Here is a 5,770-nt window from a genome sequence, read left to right as displayed (position 1 = left end):
CCGCCGGGGGTTCCCATGGCGTCTCAGTCATGCCCCACCGTAGCCGGGGGCACCGACAGCCGGGGGCACCGACGGTCACGCCCAGGGCGGTCTTCCCTGATAGGCGCGGCCGATCAGCGTCACCCACTGGTGCACGGCGTCCTCGTTCGGCGCGAACGGCCCGGGCCGGAAGTGTGGCGACGCGAGCCCGCGCTGCACGGACTCGCACGCCGCCCAGTCCTGCCGGTTCGTGCGGTCCCAGAACTCCTCCGCGTGCCCGGCCTCGCCCAGTGCGAGCCAGGAGCACTCGATCCGGGTCGCGTCCGGGGCGACGGGCCGCAGCCGGTGTGTCATCACGTAGTCCGGGTGCAGGGACAACAGCAGGTCGGGGAACAGCGCCAGGTACAGCACGCGCCGCCGGTCCACGCCCGGCAGGAAACCGCCCGGTGAGCGGCCGTCCAGCGACATCGTCTCGGCCCCGTCGCGCAGGTCCATGGAGCCGCCTACCCACGCGCCGGGCAGGTCGTAGTTGTCGCCGCTGTTCGGCGGGGACACCGCGCACAGCTCGGGATGGATGTGCGGGCAGTGGTAGCACTCGTGGTAGTTCTCGACGACCACCTTCCAGTTGGCGCGCACCACGTACTCGTGCCGCGCGGCCGTCTCGAGCCGCTCCGGCGCGTACGGCGCGACCAGGCCGGCCATCCCCCCGAGGTGCTCGGCGAACGGCGCCGCGTCACCCGTGCCGTTGACGAACACCCAGCCGTGCCACACCTCGACGGGCAGCGGCACCAACCCGTGCCCGGCCGGCACTTCGTGGTACCGGGGCGTGGTACGGAGCGATCCGTCCAGCCGGTACGTCCACGCGTGGTACGGGCACACCACGACCGCCCGTGCGGACGTGCCGCCCTCGGGCAGCAGCTCGTGGCCACGGTGGCGGCAGGTGTTGGCCAGCGCCGTGACCGTCCCGCCGTCGCGGGTCAGCAGCACCGGGACGTCACCGGCCAGCACGCCGCGCTGCGTGGTGTCGCCCAGCAGCTCGTCGAGGCGGCCGAGGCAGCTCCAGGTGCCGGCGAACAGGTGCCGCAGCTCCCAGGCCAGGACGTCGGGCGCGGTGTAGGCGGCGGCGGGCAGCATGGTCGACTCGCCGAACGGGCGGATGGCGCGGTCGAGGTCGCCGGCCGGCACGGGCGCCGGCGGCCAGGCGGCGGTTGGCATGCCGCCGACGGTAACCCAGCGAGCGCTGTCGGTGTCCCGTGCGATGCTGCCGGCCGTGGAGTACGTGTTCGACGCGCGGCTGTGGGTCTGGGACGCGCGCAAGGCCGACAGCTGGACGTTCGTGCGCCTGCCGGAGGACGTGTCCGACGAGGTGCGCGAGCTGGCGGCCGGGCCGCGCCGCGGCTTCGGCGCGGTGCGGGTGCGGGCCCGCATCGGCGCCACCGTCTGGCGCACGTCGATCTTCCCGGGCAGTGACGCCTACGTGCTGCCCGTCAAGCGTGCCGTCCGCAGGGCGGAGTCCATCGAGGCAGGCGATGTCGCGACCGTGGCGCTGGAGGTCCTCGAGTTTTAGCAACTCGAGTTGACTATCGCACACATAAGCAACTACGGTTGCTTATGTGACGGAACCTGACCTGCCCACGGACCCGGCGGACGCCCTTGCCGCGGTGGTCGCGTTGCGGCGGCTCGCCGACCGGCTGGAGGACGCGGCGGTCGAGCAGGCCATGCGTGCGGGTTGGGGGTGGCCACGGGTCGCCGAGGCGCTCGGGGTCACGCGCCAGGCGGTCTACAAGAAGCACGCCCAGCGGCTCATCGCCGCCGGGGTCAGGATGAGGAGGCGCGAGGGGTGAACTCCTTCGACTCGTACCTGCACAACACCATCATGCGGGCCCACCAGGAGGCACGTGACGACGGTTCGCCGACGGTCGAGGTCCAGCACCTGCTGCTGGCCGTCGCCGCCGAACCGGAGCCGACCGTACGTCCACTGCTGGCATCGGCGGGGCTGGACCGGGACGCGGTCCGCCGTGCGCTGGAGCAGGAGTTCGTGCAGAGCCTGAGCGCGGTCGGCGTGTCGAGCAACGCCCACCCCCTGCCCGAGCCCAGCCGGCTGCCGGCGAAGCCCGCGATGGGCACGTCGGCCAAGCTCGCGCTCGACCGCGGCTTCTCCGCTGTGACACGCAAGAAGGACCTGCGGCCGGCGCACGTGCTGCTGGGGATCCTGGCCGCCCAGGCCGGCATCGTGCCACGCGCGCTCGCCATCGCCGGCGCCGACCAGGAGGACCTGGCGGCCCGCGTCCGCCGGGCACTGACCGAACAGGAGTGAACATGCATGTGATGGCCGTGTCCGCTGTCGCCGACTACGACCGGTACTGGGGCTCGCTGAAGAAAGCGCATTCCCGCTTACCCAGGGGCGCGCGCTGGACCCTGGCGGTCGCGAGTGCCGACGGCACGCGAGCCGTGCACGTCATCGTGCACGACTCGGTCGACGGCGTCCGGGGTTTCTTCGAGGAGTACGCCGGCCCGTTCGCCACGACGGACTACTTCGAGACCGACGCCGCCAACGCCGTGGGGCTGCCGACGTGATCCGCGAGGAACTGCTCGCGGAGTACGGGATCCCGGGCGCCGCGGTCGGCGTGCTCCACAATGGACGGATCACCGAGTTCGCGGTCGGCGTCCGGGACGTGGCGACCGGCGAACCGGTGACGAGTGACACGGTCTTCCAGGTTGGCTCGATGACCAAGACGTGGACCGCGCTGGCGTTCATGCAACTGGTCGGCGAGGGAAAGGTCGGGCTGGACGAGCCGGTGCGGTGCCAGCTTCCCGACTTTCGGGTCGCGGACGCCGAGACCGGCGCCCGGGTGACGCCCCGGCACCTGCTGAACCACACGAACGGCATCGAGGAGGATTTCGGCGATCCCGGTGAGGGGGACGACGTCTACGCGCGGATGGTCGAGAACATCGCCGGCGCGCCGCAGGTCTTCCCGCTCGGCCACACCCACGGCTACAGTGCGGCGCTCGGCTACGCGATCCTCGCGCGGATCATGGAGGTCGTCGACGGCGGGCGGTGGGACGACATCATGCGCGCCCGCCTGTTCGAACCACTGGGGCTGACCGGCACGGGCACCCGGCCCGACCAGGTGGACCGGGCCCGGGCTGCGACGGGGCACGTGCTCCGCTCGCTCGACGAGGGCCCGGTCGTGACGCCCGTGGCGTACCTGCCGCGATCGTTCGGCCCCGGCGGCAACGTGACGTCGACGGTGCGGGACGTCCTCGCGCTGGCGCGGGTTCTCCTCGACGGCGGACCGCTCGTGGCCGAGATGATGACGTCCCGGGTGCCCGTGCCCGACCCGTACATGTTCGGCCCGGCATGGGGACTGGGCCTCATCGTGTGCGACTGGCACGGCGAGACCGTGTACGCGAGCGACGGCAGCACCATCGGCCAGCACTCCCGCCTGCGGATCCTGCCGGACTCGAACACCGCGATCGTCCTGCTGGCGAACGGCGGGCCGCGGGAGTCCTTCTACCACAAGGTGTTCAACGAGATACTGGCCGACCTGGACCTCGGCACGATCCCGCCGCCGCCGAAGCCGGACCTCGAGCTGACGCCGGATCCGGGGAGATACCAAGGCGTCTACGAACGTCCAGGGTCCCGCTACGAGGTGTCGACGGAAGACGGGGACCTGCACCTCACCTTCCATCTCGACCCCATGCACGCCCAGTTCCTGGGCAGACCGGACCGGATCACCTACCGGCTGCTCCCGATCAGCGAGACCCACTTCCTGATGCCGCCGACGGATCCCCTGGAAGACCCACAGACCGTGGCGATCTACGACTTCCAGGACGGGACGGCGCGCTACCTGCACACCAACAGCCGCGTCAGCCCGCGCACGGCGGAGCTGCCCATCCCGCGGTGATCGCGGTGACGGATTCGGTGCCACGGCAACCGGTCCTGTCCGCGTGGGTCGGCCGATCGGCCGATGCGTCGCCCGCGGGGTGTGGCCGTCCGGCCGAGGTGTGCGCGGCCCGCCCTCCGCCACAGTTGCGGCGACCCGAGTGACCTACTTCGAGGGGGCGCGATGTTGACCGGAGACCCGATTCCCTGGCTTGGCCTGTATCCACTGGAATGCGTGGCGATCGCCGGGGCACTGACCATGGCCGTCGTGCGCTGGCTGCCCGAAAGGGCACACCGGCCGGTGGCGACCGGGGCGGTCGCGGTATCCGTCCTGTCCGGGGTGGCGCTGCTGGTCTTCGGCCTCCGGTGGCAGTTGGTGCCGGTGCTGGCCGCCATCGTGCTCGCGCTTCCCGCGCTGTTCCCCCTCGTCACGGGCCGGACGCCCGGCCGCGCGCCGCGGTGGGTCGCGGTGGCGGGCACGGTCCTGCTGCTCGGCGCGATCATGTCCAGCCCGGCCGCCGCGTGGGCCCTGCCCGTACCGGAGTTCCTGACGCCGACGGGCCGGTACCCGGTCGGCACCACCGTTCTACAGTGGACCGACGCCGACCGGCCCGAGCCCGCGACCGCCGACCCGGACGACCGGCGAACCGTCGTCGCGCAGCTCTGGTACCCGGCCGCGTCGCGTGCCGGCGAGCGGGCGCCCTACCTCGGCCGCACCCCGGCGGAGGCACAGACCGTCGCGGAAGGACTCTCCACCTACGTCGGGCTGCCCGGCTTCGTGCTCGACGGCCTCGCGCGGGCCCGCACGGCGGCCATCCTCGACGCCAAGCCCACGAACGGGATCTACCCCGTGGTCCTCTTCTCGCCGGGGCTCGGCGGTGTCCGCGGGCAGAACACCTTCTGGGCCACGGAACTCGCGAGCCGCGGCTACGTCGTCGTCGCGCTCGACCATCCCTACGACTCCGCCGCCGTCGTGCTGGACGACGGCACCGTCGTGCGCACGCTCGTCGCCTCGACCGGCGACGACGCGACCGACCGGCGCAACGGCGTGGCTTGGACCACGACCCGGGCGCGGGACCTGAGCTTCGCCCTCACCAGCCTCGGCAGGTCGGCCTTCGCCCGTCACCTCGACCTCACGCACGTCGCGGTCACCGGCCACTCGCTCGGCGGCGGGGCGGCGCTCATGGCGGCCCGCCTCGACCACCGCTTCGCCGCCGTCGTCGACCTCGACGGCTACCCGTACGACCCGGCGCCGCAACCGTTCCCGCAGCCCGCGCTCGTGCTCAACCACCCACTCGACGAGAACGAGAGCCCGACCTTCCTCGACGCGGCGGACCGCGTGCTCGCCCTCTCCGGCGCCGGCTACCGGGTCGAGGTCCCGGGCACCGAGCACCTGACGTTCACCGACGCCCCGATCTGGCTGCCGCCGGTGCCGTCCGTGGTCGGCGTCCTCAGCCGCTACGAAGGTCCCACCGAGACCGCGGAGATCACCGTGACGTTCCTCGACGACGTGCTCCGCGGCAAGGGCGATCCGGGTACGGACCTGGCCCGCTACGGCGTGATCACCGCTGGAACGTGACCTCCGGGAAGGCCGCGGCCGGACCGGCGAGCAGCCGTTGCGGCATGCCGCGCAGGTGCTGGTCGAGGAACGCGGCCACATAGGCGCGGGTCAGCCGGATCGCGCGGGCGGGGTCCAGCGGCATGGGGATGTCGACGCCGGCCTGGTGCGCGAGCAGGTCCAGGTCGGTGAAGGAGAAGTGGTCGGCGTCGGTCACGGTGAGCCAGTGCCGCCAGCCGGACAACAGCGGCCACACGGCGTCCCAGGACGGGTCGAAGTCGCCGCCGGGGTGGTGGTCGTCGAGGGTGCCGAACAGGAGGAACGGGCGGTCCAGCGGCTCGGTGGGC

The 5,770-nt window shown here is 72.4% G+C and carries 7 protein-coding genes and 1 pseudogene; 6 read left to right on the top strand and 2 right to left on the bottom strand.

The window, feature by feature from the left end:
• Positions 1 to 75: 75 nt before the first annotated feature.
• Positions 76 to 1,194, bottom strand: coding sequence for an aromatic ring-hydroxylating dioxygenase subunit alpha (locus tag VET29_RS12695; RefSeq protein WP_324919451.1), 1,119 nt, complete (start codon positions 1,192 to 1,194; stop codon positions 76 to 78).
• 43 nt (positions 1,195 to 1,237) lie between these two features.
• On the opposite strand from VET29_RS12695, the gene VET29_RS12690 reads away from it, so the two are divergent.
• The 6 genes from VET29_RS12690 to VET29_RS12665 all read left to right on the top strand — a co-directional run bounded on the left by VET29_RS12690 (position 1,238) and on the right by VET29_RS12665 (position 5,444).
• The gene (locus tag VET29_RS12690; RefSeq protein WP_414636489.1) at positions 1,238 to 1,546 is read left to right on the top strand and encodes a DUF1905 domain-containing protein; all 309 of its coding nucleotides are present in this window, start codon (positions 1,238 to 1,240) and stop codon (positions 1,544 to 1,546) included.
• A 46-nt stretch (positions 1,547 to 1,592) separates the two neighbouring features.
• Positions 1,593 to 1,823 carry a hypothetical protein gene (locus tag VET29_RS12685; RefSeq protein ID WP_324919449.1) on the top strand — a complete coding sequence of 77 codons (231 nt, stop codon included), beginning with the start codon at positions 1,593 to 1,595 and terminating at the stop codon, positions 1,821 to 1,823.
• Positions 1,820 to 2,296 (top strand): Clp protease N-terminal domain-containing protein, encoded by a 477-nt coding sequence (locus VET29_RS12680; protein ID WP_324919447.1) that lies wholly within the window; start codon positions 1,820 to 1,822, stop codon positions 2,294 to 2,296. Before VET29_RS12685 ends, VET29_RS12680 begins: the two co-directional genes overlap by 4 nt.
• Before the next feature lie 2 nt (positions 2,297 to 2,298).
• Positions 2,299 to 2,556, top strand: a complete 258-nt coding sequence (locus tag VET29_RS12675; RefSeq protein WP_324919445.1) for a hypothetical protein — start codon at positions 2,299 to 2,301, stop codon at positions 2,554 to 2,556.
• Positions 2,553 to 3,887: a serine hydrolase domain-containing protein gene (locus tag VET29_RS12670; protein WP_324919443.1), complete on the top strand. Its 1,335-nt coding sequence runs from the start codon at positions 2,553 to 2,555 to the stop codon at positions 3,885 to 3,887. Before VET29_RS12675 ends, VET29_RS12670 begins: the two co-directional genes overlap by 4 nt.
• Positions 3,888 to 4,100: 213 nt before the next feature.
• Positions 4,101 to 5,444: a hypothetical protein gene (locus VET29_RS12665; protein ID WP_324919442.1), complete on the top strand. Its 1,344-nt coding sequence runs from the start codon at positions 4,101 to 4,103 to the stop codon at positions 5,442 to 5,444.
• On the opposite strand, the pseudogene VET29_RS12660 reads toward VET29_RS12665, so the two are convergent.
• Positions 5,428 to 5,770 (bottom strand): annotated as a pseudogene (locus tag VET29_RS12660) (alpha/beta hydrolase); the annotation flags it as partial. The gene VET29_RS12665 and the pseudogene VET29_RS12660 sit on opposite strands and share 17 nt — an antisense overlap.

The sequence above is a fragment of the Actinophytocola sp. genome, assembly GCF_035634895.1.
Lineage (GTDB): Bacteria > Actinomycetota > Actinomycetes > Mycobacteriales > Pseudonocardiaceae > Actinophytocola.
Note: the sequence above shows the minus strand (reverse complement) of the source record. Positions and strands in the feature narration are given on the sequence as shown.